20 protein-coding genes are annotated in these 17,574 nt (G+C 50.1%); 11 read left to right on the plus strand and 9 right to left on the minus strand.

The window, feature by feature from the left end; all coding sequences use genetic code 11:
* From AC6R0R_RS08380 to xerD, 3 genes are all read right to left on the minus strand, one after another.
* Nucleotides 1-1,091, minus strand: a 1,091-nt coding sequence (locus AC6R0R_RS08380) for a DHH family phosphoesterase (protein ID WP_500626365.1), incomplete at its 3' end; no start/stop codon positions are given.
* A gap of 16 nt (nt 1,092-1,107) precedes the next feature.
* Nucleotides 1,108-1,854: a bifunctional protein-disulfide isomerase/oxidoreductase DsbC gene (gene dsbC, locus AC6R0R_RS08385; RefSeq protein WP_500626366.1), complete on the minus strand. Its 747-nt coding sequence runs from the start codon at nt 1,852-1,854 to the stop codon at nt 1,108-1,110.
* Nucleotides 1,855-1,893: 39 nt separating this feature from the next.
* The gene (gene xerD, locus AC6R0R_RS08390) at nt 1,894-2,790 is read right to left on the minus strand and encodes a site-specific tyrosine recombinase XerD (protein WP_420378222.1); all 897 of its coding nucleotides are present in this window, start codon (nt 2,788-2,790) and stop codon (nt 1,894-1,896) included.
* A 173-nt stretch (nt 2,791-2,963) separates the two neighbouring features.
* Here xerD and fldB point away from each other — a divergent pair, with 173 nt between their 5' ends.
* Entirely contained in the window at nt 2,964-3,485 is a 522-nt protein-coding gene (fldB, locus tag AC6R0R_RS08395; protein WP_500626417.1) for a flavodoxin FldB, read from the plus strand.
* Between the two features lie 24 nt (nt 3,486-3,509).
* Here the strand turns inward: fldB and ampD are convergent, their stop codons facing one another.
* Nucleotides 3,510-4,076 (minus strand): 1,6-anhydro-N-acetylmuramyl-L-alanine amidase AmpD, encoded by a 567-nt coding sequence (gene ampD / locus AC6R0R_RS08400; protein ID WP_500626367.1) that lies wholly within the window; start codon nt 4,074-4,076, stop codon nt 3,510-3,512.
* Nucleotides 4,077-4,215: 139 nt separating this feature from the next.
* On the opposite strand from ampD, the gene nadC reads away from it, so the two are divergent.
* From nadC to yacG, 8 genes are all read left to right on the plus strand, one after another.
* Nucleotides 4,216-5,127: a carboxylating nicotinate-nucleotide diphosphorylase gene (nadC, locus tag AC6R0R_RS08405; RefSeq protein ID WP_500626368.1), complete on the plus strand. Its 912-nt coding sequence runs from the start codon at nt 4,216-4,218 to the stop codon at nt 5,125-5,127.
* A 351-nt stretch (nt 5,128-5,478) separates the two neighbouring features.
* Nucleotides 5,479-5,913: a pilin gene (locus AC6R0R_RS08410; protein WP_500626369.1), complete on the plus strand. Its 435-nt coding sequence runs from the start codon at nt 5,479-5,481 to the stop codon at nt 5,911-5,913.
* A 15-nt stretch (nt 5,914-5,928) separates the two neighbouring features.
* Nucleotides 5,929-7,614, plus strand: a complete 1,686-nt coding sequence (gene pilB / locus AC6R0R_RS08415) for a type IV-A pilus assembly ATPase PilB (RefSeq protein WP_500626370.1) — start codon at nt 5,929-5,931, stop codon at nt 7,612-7,614.
* 34 nt (nt 7,615-7,648) lie between these two features.
* Complete coding sequence (locus AC6R0R_RS08420; RefSeq protein ID WP_500626371.1) at nt 7,649-8,875, plus strand: type II secretion system F family protein; 1,227 nt, start codon at nt 7,649-7,651, stop codon at nt 8,873-8,875.
* A gap of 38 nt (nt 8,876-8,913) precedes the next feature.
* On the plus strand, nt 8,914-9,783 hold the full coding sequence (locus tag AC6R0R_RS08425) for a prepilin peptidase (RefSeq protein ID WP_500626418.1): 870 nt from the start codon (nt 8,914-8,916) through the stop codon (nt 9,781-9,783).
* Nucleotide 9,784: 1 nt separating this feature from the next.
* Entirely contained in the window at nt 9,785-10,393 is a 609-nt protein-coding gene (coaE, locus tag AC6R0R_RS08430; protein WP_500626372.1) for a dephospho-CoA kinase, read from the plus strand.
* Nucleotides 10,394-10,427: 34 nt separating this feature from the next.
* On the plus strand, nt 10,428-11,168 hold the full coding sequence (zapD, locus tag AC6R0R_RS08435; RefSeq protein WP_500626373.1) for a cell division protein ZapD: 741 nt from the start codon (nt 10,428-10,430) through the stop codon (nt 11,166-11,168).
* Nucleotides 11,169-11,282: 114 nt separating this feature from the next.
* Nucleotides 11,283-11,480, plus strand: coding sequence for a DNA gyrase inhibitor YacG (yacG, locus tag AC6R0R_RS08440; RefSeq protein WP_334553876.1), 198 nt, complete (start codon nt 11,283-11,285; stop codon nt 11,478-11,480).
* A gap of 88 nt (nt 11,481-11,568) precedes the next feature.
* Here the strand turns inward: yacG and rplS are convergent, their stop codons facing one another.
* The 5 genes from rplS to ffh form a co-directional block, all read right to left on the minus strand.
* The gene (rplS, locus tag AC6R0R_RS08445) at nt 11,569-11,922 is read right to left on the minus strand and encodes a 50S ribosomal protein L19 (RefSeq protein ID WP_045977783.1); all 354 of its coding nucleotides are present in this window, start codon (nt 11,920-11,922) and stop codon (nt 11,569-11,571) included.
* 41 nt (nt 11,923-11,963) lie between these two features.
* Entirely contained in the window at nt 11,964-12,707 is a 744-nt protein-coding gene (trmD, locus tag AC6R0R_RS08450) for a tRNA (guanosine(37)-N1)-methyltransferase TrmD (RefSeq protein ID WP_487902124.1), read from the minus strand.
* A gap of 25 nt (nt 12,708-12,732) precedes the next feature.
* On the minus strand, nt 12,733-13,281 hold the full coding sequence (gene rimM / locus AC6R0R_RS08455; protein WP_334553869.1) for a ribosome maturation factor RimM: 549 nt from the start codon (nt 13,279-13,281) through the stop codon (nt 12,733-12,735).
* Between the two features lie 28 nt (nt 13,282-13,309).
* Complete coding sequence (rpsP, locus tag AC6R0R_RS08460; RefSeq protein WP_004410028.1) at nt 13,310-13,558, minus strand: 30S ribosomal protein S16; 249 nt, start codon at nt 13,556-13,558, stop codon at nt 13,310-13,312.
* Between the two features lie 278 nt (nt 13,559-13,836).
* Nucleotides 13,837-15,222: a signal recognition particle protein gene (ffh, locus tag AC6R0R_RS08465; RefSeq protein WP_500626374.1), complete on the minus strand. Its 1,386-nt coding sequence runs from the start codon at nt 15,220-15,222 to the stop codon at nt 13,837-13,839.
* 212 nt (nt 15,223-15,434) lie between these two features.
* Between ffh and AC6R0R_RS08470 the strand changes: the two genes are divergently transcribed.
* Nucleotides 15,435-16,229, plus strand: a complete 795-nt coding sequence (locus tag AC6R0R_RS08470; protein ID WP_487902127.1) for a cytochrome C assembly family protein — start codon at nt 15,435-15,437, stop codon at nt 16,227-16,229.
* Between the two features lie 51 nt (nt 16,230-16,280).
* Nucleotides 16,281-17,561, plus strand: a complete 1,281-nt coding sequence (locus AC6R0R_RS08475; protein WP_500626375.1) for an HlyC/CorC family transporter — start codon at nt 16,281-16,283, stop codon at nt 17,559-17,561.
* The last annotated feature ends 13 nt before the right edge of the window (nt 17,562-17,574 follow it).

Here is a 17,574-nt window from a genome sequence, read left to right on the forward strand (position 1 = left end):
TGCCAATCGCGTTGAAACAGCACCAGTCCATAAGGAAGCTGGCTCCCTTCACCAAACTGTAACCGCTCACAAAACGCCATCGCCTCTTGCTTCATGCCCTCTTCAATCTCTTTGCGCGTTTGATTCAGCCCATCAAGTTCAGAAGCCATGCGTCTTGCGGCGTGGATGTTGTTGCTCATCAGCAGTTCAACCCCAAACGACATATCGTCCAGTCTACCGGCGGCGTTGATTCTTGGCCCCAAGGCAAAACCAAAATCTGAGGCAACGAGACGCTTTGCATCGCGCTTCGCCACTTCAATCAACGCTTGAATACCTGGCCTTGCTTTGCCCGCACGGATACGTTGCAGCCCTTGATGCACCAAAATTCGGTTGTTCTCATCCAGAGGCACTACGTCTGCGACCGTGCCCAGCGCCACAAGATCGATCAGCTCCATCAATTTGGGCTCCGCCATGCCTTGTTCAGCAAACCATCCCGCTTTTCGCATATGGACGCACAGCGCCATCATCAAATAAAAAGCGACACCGACACCGGCCAGCGCCTTAGACGGAAACGCGCACTCGTCGAGATTTGGATTGACCATCGCATCGACCTCAGGCAATTCATGGCCAGGTAGGTGATGATCCGTCACCAACACCGTAAGCCCTTGCTGCTTGGCATAGCGCACGCCCTCAATCGATGACACGCCATTATCGACGGTCATGATCACTTGCGCGCCCAGTTCGATCGCTTGATCGACTACTTCCGGGCTAAGGCCGTAGCCGTCTTCAAATCGATTCGGCACCAAATAGTCAACATTGCTCGATCCCAGCATCCGCAGTGCCAGTACAGACAACGCAGAGCTGGTCGCGCCATCGGCATCAAAATCGCCCACCACTATGATGCGCTGATTGAGGCGAATCGCCTCAAACAACAAACTCACCGCGGCCTCAATACCATGCAATTTCTGGTAAGAGTGCAAGGCTCTTGCGGTTGTCTCCAACTGCTCAACACTTTGAATACCACGGTTGATGTAGATGCGGCGCAGCAGCGGATCGATACTCTCAGGCAATAGGGTAATGTCTGCCTCAGGACGACGTTGAATCTCTATCATCGCTCATTCCTGCTCATTATTGGATTTGCTCTAAACGCTCGAGCAAATCGCGGGGTGGTAGGTATCCCCCCACCATGTCGCCATTGGGCAGAAAGATCGCCGGTGTGCCACGAATGCCTAGCTCACGCCCAAGCGCATAATGCTGGCTAATGATCTGCTGGTATTTGGCAAAGTCTTCCCCTGGCTCAGGGATCTCGCGTCGGGTTTTCCCGTCAGACATGGCTTGCTGAGGATCGCTTGCGCCCCAAATGGCCGCCATCTGATCGGCGGTGCCCCCCGTTGCACCCTGCCTTGGAAACGCCATGTAGCGCACGGTGATACCCAGCTTGTTATAGTCTTGCATTTGACTGTGCAGACGCACACAGTAGCCACAGGTAATGTCGGTAAAGACGGTCACCACATACTGTTCGTTGTCGGCTTTGAACGGAATCATGGTCTGTTTGAAAGCGTCGATTTTTGCCGCATTAATCGGAGCTTGTCGCTTCGCCAGTACATCTTCATACTGACCATTGCTGTCTAACTTGTACAAGGTGCCCGCCATAAAGTACTCACCATCAGGCGTCGCAAACAAGATGCCGCCATTGGTTTGCACTTCTAATAAGCCATCAATCTCGGCAGGGACAACATCTTGCACTTCCAGCCCAAGCTGATTAAAACGCGCTTCAATCTGCGCTTTGTCGAAAGTCGGCTCTGTTGCAGCACTGGCTTGCGCCGTCAACAGTAGTGGCAGTGTCAGTAGAGTGATACGGCGTAATACGCTCATTCAATTCACCTTTCTTGTCTTGTGGTTCACAGTGCCTAATCAGGCTCTTGGATGATGCTCACTGTGGAGCTGTTTCAATCGTTCGGTCGCAACGTGGGTATAGATTTGGGTAGTGGATAAATCACTGTGCCCGAGGAGCATCTGCACCACGCGTAAATCCGCGCCGTAGTTTAATAGGTGCGTCGCAAACGCGTGACGCAATACGTGCGGCGACAACTGCTCGGTATCGATGCCCGCTCTCACCGCATAATGTTTGATACGATGCCAAAAGGTTTGACGCGTCATTTGCCTCGCTCTTTTGCTCGGAAAAACCACATCAGAGGTGGTGTCACCCAATAATTCAGACCGGCCTTGTTTGAGAAAAGTTTCCGTCCAGTCGACGGCATTTTCGCCCATCGGTACCAAACGCTCTTTGCCACCTTTACCAATCACCCGCACCACGCCTTGACGCAAGCTGATGTTTTCCATCGTTAAGCTCACCAATTCCGTCACACGAAGTCCTGTGGCGTACAACAGCTCTAGCATCGCTTTATCTCGAAGCTCCATCGCGTCATTGACGTCCGGCGCATCGAGTAGCGCATCGACCTGCGCCTCAGAGAGGTCTTTCGGTAAGCGTTTAGGCAATTTAGGGCTTAGCAGCAAGGCACTCGGATCGTCAGCGCGTATCTTTTCACGGTGTAGGTACTGAAACAAGCGACGGATCGCCGACAACATGCGCGCACGCGACGTCTGCTTATAGCCTTGGTCCATCAACCAACTTTGATAATCCTGCAACCCTGAGAGGCTAATAAAGCTGAGCCGATAGTTATGCTCACTCATCCAGCTCAGCAGTTTAAACAGATCATTGCGATACGAGGCCAAGGTATTTTCCGATAACCCGCGCTCCATCCACATGGTATCTAAAAACTGCTCAATGATTCCTTGGTCCGGAGTCAACACCTGCGACACACTTACTCTCTCACGTTGATGCTTCTTAATGGCTTTCAATGTAAGTGCCTCGCTAGAAGAAAGCCATAAAAAATCACCGTTGAGGAGGATATTCGCTGCAAAGCTCGCCATTTTGTGGTTAGAATTCGCGGTACGCACACCAATCAAGATGGAAACCAATGATGAAAATCGGCCTGTTTTACGGTTCTACGACGTGTTACACAGAGATGGCAGCAGAGAAAATGCGCGCGATCATCGGGGAAGACTTACTCGACATCCACAATGTCAAAGAGTCCGACCTCTCGCAGATGGCCGACTACGATTTACTGATTTTAGGCATTTCCACTTGGGATTTTGGCGAGATTCAAGAAGACTGGAACGCGATTTGGCAACAAGTACCAACGGTGGATCTCCGCGGCAAAACCGTGGCGCTGTTTGGCCTTGGTGACCAAGAAGGTTATGGCGAGTGGTACCTTGACGCGATGGGCTTACTGCACGATGAAATCGTCAAGACCGGCGCCAGCCTGATTGGTTACTGGCCCAATGATGAGCAGTACGAATTCGAAGCCTCGAAAGCGCTCACCGAAGATGGTCAGTTCTTTGTCGGTCTTGCGCTCGATGAAGATTCTCAATACGAACTGAGCGATGAGCGCATTGCGACTTGGGTGGAACAAGTGCTTACTGAGTACCAAGAGTCACTCTAAAACGAACGCACTCTCTGCGTTCGCTCACTCTTTGCCGGCGCGATTCACCGGCGTTATTAAGCGTCGAAAACGCGGCCAATCAAACACCAAGCCTGGGTCGGTTTTGCGCAGCGGCGCGATGTACTGATGCCCCGTCACCCGCGAGACGTTGAGCTGAGGGTAGGCGCTCATTAACTCTAGACTTAATGTGGCCAGCGCTTGGTACTGCTTTGGCGTATAGGCGATGGTGTCTGTGCCTTCCAGTTCGATACCAATCGAGTAATCGTTGCAGCGGCTGCGACCTGCAAAACTCGACGCGCCCGCATGCCAAGCACGATCATCAAACGATACAAATTGCACTACCTCACCATCACGGCGAATCAAGCAGTGCGCCGAGACGCCCATTTTATGGATGACCGAAAAAAACGGATGTGCGTTAGGATCGAGCGTTCCACTAAAAAACTGCTCGATATAGGGGCCGCCAAATTGGCCCGGTGGCAAACTGATGTTGTGCACCACCAGCAAAGAGATCGTCTCACCTTTTGGTCTTTGATCAAAAAACGGTGAGGGCACATGACGCGCCGCTTGATACCACCCTTGGTTATCTATCATGTTGTTATACGACTCGGAACTCAAACATAGCCTGGCTAGAGTCTATCTCGCCTGAGATAAAATGCGAGAATAATGGCTGAATTTCATGCTCAGTCAGCGTATCATGCCCCACTCTGTTCAACTGCGTATTAGATTTGCGATGAAAAACACACACAATAGCCAAGAACGTCTTGAATATTTGAAGCAGCAACTTCCGCTGGAGATCACGCGAGCGGTGGCCGACGCGCTGAAAGAAGATCTCGGCGGCACTTTGGATCCCGCAGCCGACATTACCGCGGCTCTGATACCTGCAGATGCACAGAACCAAGCCACCTTAATCACTCGCGAACACGGTGTGTTCTGTGGTAAAGCGTGGGCAGAAGAAGTCTTCAAACAGCTTGCCGAGCAGCCCGGTGGCAGCCCAGTGACGATTGAATGGAACGTCGACGATGCTGACACCGTGGAGCCCAACCAAGTATTGTGCACCTTAACGGGTTCATCACGCATGCTGCTGACCGGAGAGCGCAACGCGATGAACTTTATCCAAACGCTGTCTGGCTGCGCGAGTACCGTAGCGCAATACGCCAAACAGCTGCAAGGCACTGACTGTCGCTTGCTGGATACGCGCAAAACCATTCCTGGCCTTCGCAGCGCACTGAAATACGCCGTGGCGTGCGGTGGCGGCTTTAACCACCGCATCGGTGTGTTTGATGCTTACCTCATCAAGGAAAACCACATCATTGCCAATGGCGGCATCACGCCAACCATTCAAATGGCCAAGCAACTGAACCCAGGCAAACCTGTGGAAGTGGAAACCGAAAGCTTGCAAGAGCTGCAAGAAGCGATCGATGCTGGCGCAGACATCATCATGCTCGACAACTTCACCACAGAGATGATGCGTGAAGCGGTGAAAATCAATGCCGGGCGCGCTGCGCTTGAGAACTCAGGCAATGTCACGCTTGAGACCATCCGTGAGTTTGCAGAGACCGGTGTGGATTACATCTCCGTCGGCGCCTTGACCAAACACCTTAAAGCGCTCGACCTCTCTATGCGTTTTAAAGAGGCGTTTTAAAGCAGTGTTTTGAAACAGCGCTTTGAAGCAGTGTTTTCGCGCTACCGCTTGGCTGTGTTTTCAGCAAAGTGCGCCATTGACTAAAAAATGGAATAAAGATCTTATTTTTCAACCAGTAAATGGAGGCCTCGCGTCTCCATTTTTTGTTTTTCTCTCACGCGAAAGCTTCTCGATTCAAACAAAGTTTTGTCCTCGCTCGAAGTAATTTGCTGTGTAAATGAAATAAAGTCGCGTTTTTTCCTAATTGACTCGGAAAGCGCTGCGCCACCATTTCCACAAGTTTCATAGCCCTTCTATGCTCTCCCCATCAACAAACACCGCGGTGCCTCAAGCACCCAAATGGAGAGTTCTATGCAAACCAAACCACGTCGCCAGCAAGCTGGTTTTACTTTAATTGAATTGATGATCGTAGTGGCGATTATTGGGGTTTTAGCCGCAATTGCTGTGCCTCAATATCAAAAATACGTCGCAAAGAGTGAAGCTTCTGCGGCACTTGCCTCTTTGACTGGCCATAGGGCTAATGTAGAAACTTACGTTTTGACAGAAGGCAGCTTTCCAGCAACCTCGAGTGCTCTACCAATACCTACATCTCCGATAGGGGAAATAGACTATGATACTGATACCTCCTCTGCTTCAGGTTCGATCAAGTTCACGTTTAATAGCAGTGGAGTAAGCCCTGATGTTCTTGAGAAAGAAGTACTCTTGAACCGAGATGACCAAGGAGCTTGGAATTGCACTACAGACATTGAGGAAAGTCTTCGTCCTAAAGGTTGTAGTGGTGTATAAAATAGCGCTGAAATCATGCTAACCAACCTCCCCTCAATCCTGCGTCAAGCCAAGTTGCTTGGCGCAGCACAAGAGATACAAGTGCTGGAGCATGTGCAAGCGTCAGGGGGCTCCGTCCCTGACGCTTTGCACGATCTGGCCATTATTAACCATACCCAATTGACTGAGCACCTCAGTCAGCTGTTTGGGCTCAACGTCATAGACCTATCGCAAACGCCCTACGCTGAGCTGTGCCAAACCCTTGGCTTGCGTGAGCTCATCACTCGCTTGCAAGCGCTGCCCGTTGGCAAAACGGCTTGTTCACTCAGTATCGCGGTCGCCGACCCTACCCACCTTGATGTCGAAGAAGAGTTTCGTTTTGCCACCGGTCTGCAAGTCGAGCTGGTACTGGCCGATGCGAAAGCACTGCAAGGGGCCATTCGCCGTTTGTATGGGCGCGCAATCGCCGGCGAGAAAAACAGCAACAAAGAGATCAACGAGCAAGAGCTGGCCAACCTTGTGGATGTCAGTGATGACGAAGTGGGTAGCATTGAAGATCTCAGTAAAGATGATGCGCCCGTCAGTCGTTACATTAACCAGATTTTGCTCGATGCGGTGCGCAAGGGCGCCTCAGATATCCATTTTGAGCCCTATGAAGAGACCTTTCGCGTTCGGCTACGCTGTGATGGCATCTTGATTGAAACTCAGCAGCCCGCCCATCACCTCAGTCGCCGTTTATCAGCGCGCATTAAAATCCTCGCCAAATTGGATATTGCCGAGCGCCGCCTGCCACAAGATGGACGCATCAAGCTCAGGCTCAGCGAAGAGACCGCGATCGATATGCGCGTCTCGACGTTGCCAACCTTGTGGGGCGAAAAAATCGTATTGCGTCTTCTCGACAGCAGCGAAGCGAATCTGAACATCGATAAGCTCGGTTATAACGAGCAGCAAAAAGCGCTTTACCTCAATGCGCTAAAAAAGCCTCAGGGGCTGATTTTAATGACTGGCCCAACAGGGAGCGGTAAGACGGTCTCCCTCTATACTGGACTAAAAATTCTCAACACCTCGCAAGTCAACATCGCCACCGCTGAAGATCCGGTGGAGATCAACTTACCTGGGATCAATCAGGTTCAGGTGCAACCGCAAATTGGGCTCGATTTCGCCAGTGCGCTGCGCGCCTTTCTCCGCCAAGATCCCGACATCGTGATGGTCGGCGAAATACGCGACCTTGATACTGCCGAAATTGCCGTCAAAGCGGCGCAAACCGGCCACTTAGTGCTCTCGACCCTGCACACCAACTCCGCCGCCGAGAGCGTTGTGCGCCTTAGCAGCATGGGCATAGCGCCTTTTAATGTCGCCTCGTCACTGAGCCTGATTATTGCCCAGCGATTGGCGCGTCGTCTGTGCCCTCACTGCAAACAGCCTGAGCCGCGTGCTCAGCACTACTGCCAGCAGCTTGGCATCTCAGTTGCGCCACTTTTTACCGCTAACCTCGATGGCTGCCCAGAGTGCAACGCCGGCTACTCGGGCCGAGTGGGTCTATACGAAGTGATGAACGTTAATGAAACGCTGGCGAGTGCCATCGCCGATGGGGCGACCATCGCTGGTATCGAGCAACTGGCGCGATCACAAGGCATGCAAACGCTCAAAGAGTCCGGCATAGAGAAAATGCTCAGTGGCATCACCAGTTATCAAGAGCTGCAACGCGTGCTCTACCTTTAATCCGTTGTTTATTTTATACCCCTAGGAGTTCTTGATGCTCATCCAAAAACAAGCACAACTGAAAAACTACCGCTGGAAAGGCCTCAATAGTTCAGGGAAGAAAGTCTCCGGTCAATATCTCGCTTTAACCGAGAGCGAGGTGCGTGACAAACTGAAAGCGCAGCATATTAAAGTTAAAAAGATCAAAAAACGCAGTATCTCCGCCATTACTCGCGCAACGCAGCGCATCAAGGGCAAAGACATCACCATCCTCACCCGTCAGCTATCGACCATGCTCGCCACTGGCATTCCGATCATTCAGGCGATCAAATTGGTGGGCGATAATCACAAGAAAGCCGAAATGAAATCAGTACTGGCGCAAATCGGCAAAAGCGTTGAAGCCGGTACGCCAATTTCAAAAGCGATGCGTAACGCCTCTAGCCACTTTGATACCTTGTACATCGATATGGTCGCCACCGGAGAGCAAGCGGGCAACTTGCCACAAGTGTTTGAACGCCTTGCACTCTATCGTGAAAAATCGGAGCAGCTGCGCGCGAAAGTCATCAAGGCGCTGATCTACCCTGCGATGGTAGTATTCACCGCGTTGGGGGTCTCCTACTTGATGCTCACTATGGTCATTCCTGAGTTTGAAAGCATGTTTCAGGGGTTTGGCGCCGAGCTGCCTTGGTTTACGCAACAGGTGCTCCAACTGTCTCATCTCACCCAAACCTACAGCTTACCTGCGGCGCTCGGCGTGGGTATTTCAGCCATTGTGCTAAAAATCGCCAAACAAAAATCGGCCCGAATCAAACTGATATCGAGCCGGATAGGATTGAAAATGCCCGTGATTGGCGGCGTATTGACCAAAGCCTCTATCGCCAAGTTTAGCCGCACGCTTGCCACCAGCTTTAGCGCTGGCATTCCGATTCTCTCAAGTCTCAAAACCTCCGCGAAAACCGCCAACAACCTGCACTACCAAACCGCAATTGATAAAGTGTATGACGATACCGCCGCCGGAATGCCGATGTACATTGCGATGAGAAATACGCAATCGTTCCCCGAGATGGTGCTGCAAATGGTAATGATCGGCGAAGAGTCGGGGCGACTTGATGATATGCTTAATAAAATCGCCACCATCTATGAGTTTGAAGTCGATAACACGGTCGACAACTTGGGCAAGATCCTCGAACCACTGATCATTATTTTCCTGGGTGTTGTGGTGGGAGGATTGGTCGTGGCTATGTACCTGCCCATCTTTAACTTAATGAGTGTATTAGGATAAGATGAGCACTCTATTGATTGGATAAGGCACTTCTCTTGATTGCGCTGTTTGAGTACTACCCTTGGCTTTTTCCTACGCTGGCAGGCGTGTTTGGCTTAATTATTGGCAGCTTCCTTAACGTGGTGATTCACCGCCTACCCATCATTATGGAACGAGAGTGGCGTAGCGAGTGCGCCGAGAGCTTCCCTGAGTACAAAATATCGCCCCCCGAAGGCACCTATAATCTCAGCATTCCCCGTTCGACATGCCCCAAATGCGACTCGCCACTGCGCCTTATCGATAATATTCCGGTGGTCAGCTGGCTGCTGCTGCGCGGTCAATGTGCGCATTGCCAAGCCCCCATCAGTGCGCGTTACCCCTTAATTGAACTGCTGTCGGCTGGCCTATCTGTACTGGTCGCCTGGCAATTTGGATTCTCAACGATGAGCCTCGCGCTGCTGCTGTTCACCTTTGTTCTTATCTGCGTGACCTTTATCGACCTCGACACCATGCTACTGCCCGATCAGTTGACGTTACCACTGGTGTGGGCGGGGTTGGCACTGGCGCTATTGGACATCAGCCCCGTCTCGCTTGAGGATGCCGTCATTGGCGCGATGGCCGGTTACTTGGCCCTATGGAGCGTCTATTGGCTGTTTAAGTTAGTCACTGGCAAAGAGGGCATGGGCTATGGCGATTTTAAACTGCTCGCCGCCCTTGGCGCATGGCTAGGCTGGCAAGCACTTCCGATGATCATCTTGCTGTCATCTGTGGTTGGTTTGCTGTTTGGCTTGATTCAACTCAGGCTCAAGCAGCAAGGTATCGACAAAGCCTTTCCCTTTGGTCCTTACCTCGCGATCGCTGGCTTTATCAGCATGATGTGGGGCGATGGTCTACTTCACTGGTATCTGACTGAGATGGTAGGAATCTAATATGGCGTTAATCGTTGGATTAACAGGCGGCATTGCCAGTGGCAAAACCACCGTCGCAAACCTATTTCAGCAACACTTTGCCATCGATATTGTCGATGCCGATGTCGTGGCGCGCGAAGTGGTGGAACCGGGCAGCGAGGGTTTAAAAGCCATCGCCGCGCGCTACGGAGCATCGATGTTGCAAGCCGATGGCAGCTTGAATCGAGCCGCACTGCGCGAGGCCATCTTTTCCGATCCCAAAGAGAAAACCTGGCTGGATAACCTGCTCCATCCGATGATTCGTCAAAAGATGCTCGCCGAGCTTGAGCAGGTCACCTCACCCTATGCGCTGCTTGTGATCCCTCTAATGGTGGAAAACAATCTCCAAGCACTGGCTCAGCGTGTCCTTGTGGTCGATGTAGCGCCAGAAATACAAATTGAGCGAACGATGGCTCGTGACAATGTCGACGAAAAACAAGCCCGTGCGATTCTCAGTGCGCAAGCAAGCCGAGAGGAACGTTTGGCAATTGCCGATGATGTGATTAAAAATGATGCAACAAACGAGAAACTTTTGCCTCAAATCACAGAATTGCATCAAAAGTTCCTAGAAATCTGTAGGGAAAATCTGTGAGAATAAAGGCAGTACAACCCAGAGCCATTGATCAATGACCACGCACTATTTCGAACACCCACTCAATGAGAAAACTCGCATTTATCTTCGCGTTGAAGCCTTGCTGACGCAGATGGATAAAGCGGCGCAGTTTGGTGACGAAATGCAGCATCTGATCTTCTTCCGCTCCCTGTTTGATCTGCTGGAAATCTTTGAGCAGATTCAGCTCAAAAGCGAGTTAGCCAAAGACATCGAAAAGCAGCGCCTTAGCTATCGAGCCTATCTCAATATCGATGGCGTTAATCTGGAGATGCTGCGCGCGGTATTGGATGAAATTGATGGCGTGCACAGCGAGCTGATGGCGGCGGAGCGTTTTGGCCAGAGCCTGAAAGAAGACCGCTTCTTAAGCGCCATTCGCCAACGCTTTAACCTGCCCGGCGGCTCATGCTGTTTCGACTTGCCGGCACTGCACCACTGGCTCCACCTTCCACTTGAGAAAAAACAAGCGGATGCGCAAAAGTGGTCCACCAACCTAGCCCCACTGACACAAGCATTGAAACTGTGGCTGCGCCTTACGCGTGAAACCGGTCAACTGCGAGAGCGCCTTGCCAACAACGGCTTCTACCAAAGTGATGCGACAGAGGCCAACATTCTGCGTCTTGAAATCCCTCTAGAAACGGGCGTTTACCCGATGATCTCCGGGCATAAAAACCGTTTCGCCATCAAGTTCATCGACTTTGAATCTGGCCAAGCGAGCGCCTCGAGCATTCCATTTAAATTGGCCGTCTGCTGCTAATCTCACTCTTTGCCATCGGCATCGCTCACCCTTTGCTATCGGCATCCCGCTGTTTAATGAAGCGCGGCGCTAAGTTCGGTATACTGCGGCTAAACTCCGAAGAAATAGGAAAGCATGATGTCTAAGATTACCGTGGTTCCATGCCCACAGTGCGGCCAAAACGTCGAGTGGAGCGAAAAAAGCCCTCACCGCCCGTTTTGCAGTAAACAGTGTCAAATGATCGATTTCGGCGAGTGGGCCGATGAAGAAAACACCATTGCCGGTGCCCCCGATATGTCCGACAGTGATGGATGGTCGGAAGATCAGTATTAAAGCGGTTCAATTCTCTCGGGATGATTAAGTACAAAAAAGCGGAGGCCAATTGGCCTCCGCTAATACTATGAGAACGCTAGTTATAGCATTACTTCTTAGCAAGTTTCTCTTTGATACGAGCTGACTTACCAGAACGCTCACGTAGGTAGTACAGTTTGGCACGACGTACTGCACCGCGGCGTTTAACTTCAATGCTATCAACCATTGGAGAGTGAGTTTGGAACGTACGCTCAACACCTTCACCGTTAGAAATCTTACGTACAGTGAATGCAGAGTGTAGACCACGGTTACGGATACCGATTACAACGCCTTCAAAAGCCTGTAGACGCTCACGGTCACCTTCTTTTACCTTAACTTGAACAACAACTGTGTCACCAGGTGCGAAGTTAGGTAGGTCTTTTTTCATTTGCTCTTCTTCAAGAGCTTTGATGATGTTACTCATTTTCAATATTCCTAGAATAAACTGATACTAAATTTAATAGGTTACTTAGCATGATGCTCTTTAATGAACTCAGCTAGTAGTAGTTCCTGTTCGTCAGTCAGAGCTAGGTTTTCCAGGAGCTCTGGTCTTCTAATCCAGGTACGGCCGAGCGACTGTTTCAGTCGCCAACGACGAATGTCCTTGTGGTTGCCAGATTTCAGTACCGCGGGTACTTCTTTTCCTTCCAACACTTCAGGACGGGTGTAATGAGGACAATCCAACAAGCCATTGGCAAAAGAGTCTTCTTCTGCTGACGCAAAATCGCCCAGTACCCCCGGTACAAACCGAGAGACAGAATCAATTAAGGTCATGGCTGGGATCTCTCCTCCTGTCATCACAAAGTCACCGATTGACCATTCTTCGTCAACTTCAGACTCAATGATGCGCTCATCTACCCCTTCGTAGCGACCGCAAATAAGAAGCAAGTTCTCATTGCTAGCCAGCTCTTCGACTCCCTGCTGATCGAGTTTTCGACCTTGAGGAGAGAGGTAAATCACCTTCGTCTTACCCGGTGAGGCCTGTTTGGCAGCATGAATGGCATCGCGCAATGGCTGCACCATCATTAACATACCTGGACCACCACCGTAGGGTCGATCATCGACAGTTCGATGCTTGTCGTGAGTGAAATCTCGAGGATTCCATGTCTCTACCGACAACAACCCTTTTTTAACCGCTTGACCTGTTACTCCGAACTCAGTAACGCTGCGGAACATTTCAGGAAACAGGCTAATTACGCCAACCCACATGCCCTAAAGCCTCATTACTTGGGAGTTAGAATCCAGGATCCCAGTCAACTTCGATCCGTTGAGCAGTGCGATCAACTTGAATGATCACTTGCTCTTCAAGGAACGGAATTAATCGTTCCTTTTGGCCAAAAGCATCTTTTAGATTTGCTTTGACTACCAAAACATCGTTTGAGCCGGTTTCGAGCATGTCCGTCACCACACCAAGGTCATAACCTTTTGTCGTCACGACTTGCATGCCAAACAATTCACGCCAGTAGAATTCATCTTCTGACAATTCTGGTAATACTGCAGGGTCAATAGCAATTTCAAAGTTCGTCAACAGATGCGCGTCTTCGCGAACATCCAGACCTTCCAGCTTCACCACCATACCTTTGTTATGGCGCTTCCACGTTTCCACTTTGTACTCGACCCACTCCCCTTTATGGTTAACAAACCAAGGGTTGTAATCAAATAAGCTTTCAGCCTCGTCTGTGTAGGAAAAAACTTTAAGCCAACCACGAATGCCGTAAGTAGCACCAAACTTGCCTACAACAATCTTGTCATTGCTCATCGTTTCTTTACCTTTCATCGACATAAGCTAATTACTACTTATAGAGTAAGAATTAAGCCGCTTTTTGAGCGTCTTTAACTAGCTTAGCTACGCGGTCAGATAGAGACGCGCCTTGACCAACCCAGTGGTTAACGCGGTCTAGGTCTAGACGTAAACCTTCTTCTTGACCTTGAGCTGTAGGGTTAAAGAAACCTACTTTCTCGATGAAACGGCCAGTTGCAGCATTGCGGCTGTCCGCTACTACGATTTGATAAAATGGACGCTTCTTAGCGCCGTGACGTGCCAAACGAATGGTTACCATGTCGTCCTCTTTGCTTTCTCAAAAATAAAATTAACCCCAGAAACTATCTATCAGTAAACCGTTGTGGTCTATTACTAAACAGTTTGGGGTCTCGTGCCAAAATAAAGCTCCGGAATTTTACTCTTATTCCGACGCATTGCAAGGTCTTTAGCTATTTTTTCACCACCATAAAACCGGATTTAAGATTGTGACTTAGCTAACACCTTGAAAATAAAAAACCGAAAGGCTTAGCACCACGGCTAAGCCTTTTATCGAGCGAAACAGACTTGGTGTCTCAGTTAACGACCGAACGGGTTGAAGCCGCCGCCTCCACCACCCATTCCGCCCATCATGCCTTGCATGTTGCGCATCATGCCTTTCATGCCACCCTTTTGCATTTTCTTCATCATCTTCTGCATTTGGGTAAACTGCTTAAGCAAGCGGTTCACATCTTGCACTTGCACACCAGAACCGGCAGCAATGCGCTTCTTGCGCGAACCTTTGATGATTTCAGGGCGTTGACGCTCTTTCATGGTCATTGAGCTGATGATCGCTTCCATCTGCTTAAACATCTTGTCGTCAACTTTGTCTTTGACATTGTCTGGCAAGTTACTCATACCTGGCAACTTGTCCATCATCCCCATCATGCCGCCCATGTTTTGCATCTGACCAAGCTGTTCACGGAAGTCTTCCAAATCGAAGCCTTTCTTCTCTTTGAATTTCTTCGCCAGTTTCTCGGCTTTCTCATGGTCGACATTGCGCTGCAAGTCTTCAATCAGAGAGAGAACATCACCCATTCCCAAAATACGCGAGGCGACGCGATCAGGGTGGAACGGCTCTAGCGCGTCGGTTTTCTCACCCACACCCAAGAACTTGATCGGTTTACCCGTAATGTGACGCACCGACAGCGCAGCACCACCACGAGCATCACCATCCACTTTGGTCAGGATAACCCCGGTCAGCGGTAGCGCTTCGCCAAAGGCTTTCGCGGTATTCGCCGCATCTTGACCTGTCATCGCGTCAACAACAAACAGCGTTTCCACTGGATTGATCGCACTATGAAGCTGCTGGATTTCGCCCATCATTTGCTCATCAATCGCTAAACGACCCGCGGTATCGACCACTAACACATCGTAGAATTTCTTCTTCGCGTGATCGATGGCGGCATTGGCAATATCAATCGGCTTTTGATCAGCGCTCGATGGGAAAAAGTCAACGCCGATGTCTTGCGATAGGGTTTCTAGCTGTTTGATCGCCGCTGGGCGATACACATCAGCAGACACGACCAAGACTTTCTTCTTGTCTTTTTCCTTGAGGAATTTAGACAGCTTACCCACCGAGGTGGTTTTACCCGCACCTTGCAGACCGGCCATCAAAATCACCGCAGGTGGCTGAGCCGCGAGGTTTAGTGCCTCATTGGACTCGCCCATGACGGCTTCCAGTTCACCTTGAACAATTTTGATGAACTCTTGCCCTGGCGTGAGCGATTTGGAGACCTCTACGCCCACTGCCGCTTCTTTCACTCGCTTGATAAAATCGCGAACGACAGGCAGTGCAACGTCAGCCTCGAGCAACGCCATGCGGACTTCACGCAGCGTTTCTTTTATGTTGTCTTCGGTCAGACGACCTTTACCGCTGATGTTCTTCAGCGTTCTGGATAAACGATCCGTTAAATTCTCAAACATCTTAGTCTCTTTACACTGAGTGGCTTGCGTAGACGACGCCACTACCTAAAATTGAGCGACAATTACTAAGAGTATACCTTAGCCAAGTGGCGCTTTGCACGGTTGCGTGATGATTTGATCTCTCAACTCGAATAAATGACACAGATAAGTCATGGCTCAAGCCGTTGATGCAGGGTATAATTTGTTAAAAATCCACCACCACCAAGAGAAGAATGGACAACTTAATTGCCGTAGCCGCTGCAGTGCTGTATCTGCTCGCAATTGCGACTATCGTTCCGGGACTGGTTCACCAAACCGGTATCCGCTCAAAAACCGTGTTGATCAGTGCGTCTCTGGCACTGGTTTTTCACGCGTGGCTATTAAGCGATCTGATCATTGAAGCCTCGGGGCAAAACTTAAGCATTCTCAATGTCGCCTCTCTCATCAGCTTCATTATTTCTTTGGTAATGAGTGCGTCGATGCTCAAAACACGACTGTGGTTTTTGTTGCCTGTCGTTTACAGCTTTTCCGCTATCAACTTAAGCGCAGCGGCGTTTCTGCCTAGCACTTTCATTACCCATTTAGAGCAAGACCCTAAACTGCTGATCCACATCTCTCTTGCGCTGTTTTCATACTCGACTCTCAGTATCGGCGCTCTGTACGCTCTACAACTGGCTTGGTTGGATCACAAGCTCAAAGCGAAGAAAGCACTGGCGATTAACCCAAACCTTCCTCCTTTAATGATGGTGGAACGTCAGCTTTTCAACATCATCATGGTGGGCACCTTACTCCTCACCGGAACATTAATCACTGGATTTGTCTTTGTTCAGGACATGTTCGCCCAAGGAAAAGCCCATAAAGCGATTCTCTCTTTCATCGCTTGGATTGTGTACAGCGTGCTGTTATGGGGCCACTTCCATAAAGGTTGGCGCGGACGCAAAGTCACTTGGTTCGCCGTTGCCGGTGCAACCCTGTTGACGCTCGCCTATTTTGGCAGTCGCTTCGTTCGTGAAGTGATATTGACTTAGCCGCAACACTGGGCGATAAATTAATCAAACATAACAAGGAATCATTAAGCTTTGGACGACATATCAACGGGTATCTTATTTGCGCTACTCGCGTGTCTGATTGTAATTTCAGGATATTTCTCCGGTTCAGAAACAGGGATGATGTCTCTCAACCGATACCGCTTAAAGCACCTCGCGAACAATGGCCATAAAGGCGCTAAGCGCGTAGAAAAACTGCTCGATAGGCCCGATCGTTTGATCGGTTTGATTCTGATTGGTAACAACTTAGTCAATATTCTAGCCTCCGCCATCGCCACCATCATTGGTATGCGTCTATACGGAGATTTAGGGGTGGCTATCGCAACCGGTGCTCTGACGCTTGTGGTGCTGGTTTTTGCCGAAGTCACGCCGAAAACACTCGCGGCGCTCTACCCAGAAAAAGTCTCTTACACCAGCAGTATCTTGCTTGGCATTTTAATGAAGTTGCTCTCGCCGCTGGTGCTGTTCGTTAACCTCATCACCAATGGTTTTATCCGCTTACTTGGGATTAAAGTCGAACACAATGGCGAAGATCACCTGAGCTCGGAAGAACTGCGCACCGTGGTGAACGAAGCGGGCAGCCTGATCCCAAGACGCCACCAAGATATGTTGATCTCCATTCTCGATTTAGAGCATGTGACGGTGAATGACATCATGGTGCCGAGAAACGAAATCACCGGCATTGATATCAACGACGATTGGAAATCGATTGTGCGTCAATTGTCTCACTCACCGCACGGGCGCGTGGTGCTGTATCGCGGTCAAATTGACGAAGTGGTCGGCATGCTGCGTTTGCGTGAGTCTTATCGCTTGATGCTGGAGAAAAACGAGTCGACCAAAGAGACCTTGCTACGCGCTGCCGATGAAGTCTACTTTATCCCTGAAGGCACACCACTCAACGTCCAACTGCTTAAGTTCCAGCGCAACAAAGAGCGGATTGGTCTGATTGTTGATGAGTATGGCGACATCATAGGTCTCATTACGTTGGAAGATATTTTGGAAGAGATCGTCGGTGAGTTCACCACTTCTATCACGCCAAGTTTGTCGGATGAGATTACTCCGCAACGTGATGGCAGTTTCTTGATTGAGGGCAGCGCCAACATCCGCGATATCAATAAAGGTCTTAAGTGGGACTTCCCTACCGATGGCCCAAGAACCCTAAACGGTTTGATTCTCGAGCATCTTGAAGAGATCCCTGAGAGCCATTTGAGCGTTCATGTCTCTGGCCACCCAATGGAAATCGTCGAGCTAGAAGAGAATCGTATCAAGACGGTGAAAGTCTTCCCTCGCAGCAAAGGGAAAAAGCACGGTTAACCTTTGCCGTTTT

The organism is Vibrio sp. R12-SW3-ISO1, from assembly GCF_059834005.1.

Bases quoted from the DNA above. Each gene is read 5' to 3' on its own strand.
- nadC (WP_500626368.1), top strand. From the start codon at position 4,216: ATGAAAAACACACACAATAGCCAAGAACGTCTTGAATATTTGAAGCAG.
- AC6R0R_RS08420 (WP_500626371.1), top strand. From the start codon at position 7,649: ATGCTCATCCAAAAACAAGCACAACTGAAAAACTACCGCTGGAAAGGC.
- coaE (WP_500626372.1), top strand. From the start codon at position 9,785: ATGGCGTTAATCGTTGGATTAACAGGCGGCATTGCCAGTGGCAAAACC.
- pilB (WP_500626370.1), top strand. From the start codon at position 5,929: ATGCTAACCAACCTCCCCTCAATCCTGCGTCAAGCCAAGTTGCTTGGC.
- rimM (WP_334553869.1), bottom strand. From the start codon at position 13,281: ATGTCGATGAAAGGTAAAGAAACGATGAGCAATGACAAGATTGTTGTA.
- ffh (WP_500626374.1), bottom strand. From the start codon at position 15,222: ATGTTTGAGAATTTAACGGATCGTTTATCCAGAACGCTGAAGAACATC.
- zapD (WP_500626373.1), top strand. From the start codon at position 10,428: ATGACCACGCACTATTTCGAACACCCACTCAATGAGAAAACTCGCATT.
- dsbC (WP_500626366.1), bottom strand. From the start codon at position 1,854: ATGAGCGTATTACGCCGTATCACTCTACTGACACTGCCACTACTGTTG.
- rpsP (WP_004410028.1), bottom strand. From the start codon at position 13,558: ATGGTAACCATTCGTTTGGCACGTCACGGCGCTAAGAAGCGTCCATTT.
- AC6R0R_RS08470 (WP_487902127.1), top strand. From the start codon at position 15,435: ATGGACAACTTAATTGCCGTAGCCGCTGCAGTGCTGTATCTGCTCGCA.
- ampD (WP_500626367.1), bottom strand. From the start codon at position 4,076: ATGATAGATAACCAAGGGTGGTATCAAGCGGCGCGTCATGTGCCCTCA.
- yacG (WP_334553876.1), top strand. From the start codon at position 11,283: ATGATGTCTAAGATTACCGTGGTTCCATGCCCACAGTGCGGCCAAAAC.
- fldB (WP_500626417.1), top strand. From the start codon at position 2,964: ATGAAAATCGGCCTGTTTTACGGTTCTACGACGTGTTACACAGAGATG.
- trmD (WP_487902124.1), bottom strand. From the start codon at position 12,707: ATGTGGGTTGGCGTAATTAGCCTGTTTCCTGAAATGTTCCGCAGCGTT.
- AC6R0R_RS08410 (WP_500626369.1), top strand. From the start codon at position 5,479: ATGCAAACCAAACCACGTCGCCAGCAAGCTGGTTTTACTTTAATTGAA.
- rplS (WP_045977783.1), bottom strand. From the start codon at position 11,922: ATGAGTAACATCATCAAAGCTCTTGAAGAAGAGCAAATGAAAAAAGAC.